Below are 264 nucleotides of genomic sequence, written 5' to 3'. Positions count from 1 at the left end.
GTTCATGGACTGCGCCAGCGGTTGGCGAGTCACCTTCGCCCCACTGCGGACCGGTCGGGTGCAGGTCGAGAATCGACAGACGCGGGTCGCTGCATTCGGCTTCGCCGGCCGGGAAAAAGCTGCGGCTGTCAGTAAAGGCCAACAGATCGCCCACCAGTGCGGTGTTCCAGGTGCCATCGGCGACGCGCGCCGCCAGCACCTGGTTGAACAGAAAGCTGCGCGCCGTCGACAGTAACCGCGATCGCACATTACGCTGTTCCGGCA

General features: G+C 64.8%; 1 pseudogene. It reads right to left on the bottom strand.

The annotated features are described in order from the left end of the window. Positions 1-264, bottom strand: a pseudogene (locus AAEY83_RS15925) (tRNA pseudouridine(13) synthase TruD); the annotation flags it as partial.

The organism is Psychrobacter sp. TB20-MNA-CIBAN-0197 (genome assembly GCF_040309765.1).
GTDB classification, from domain to species: domain Bacteria; phylum Pseudomonadota; class Gammaproteobacteria; order Pseudomonadales; family Moraxellaceae; genus Psychrobacter; species Psychrobacter submarinus.
The sequence above is the reverse complement of the archived record's forward strand: the minus strand, read 5'-3'. Positions and strand labels throughout refer to the sequence as shown.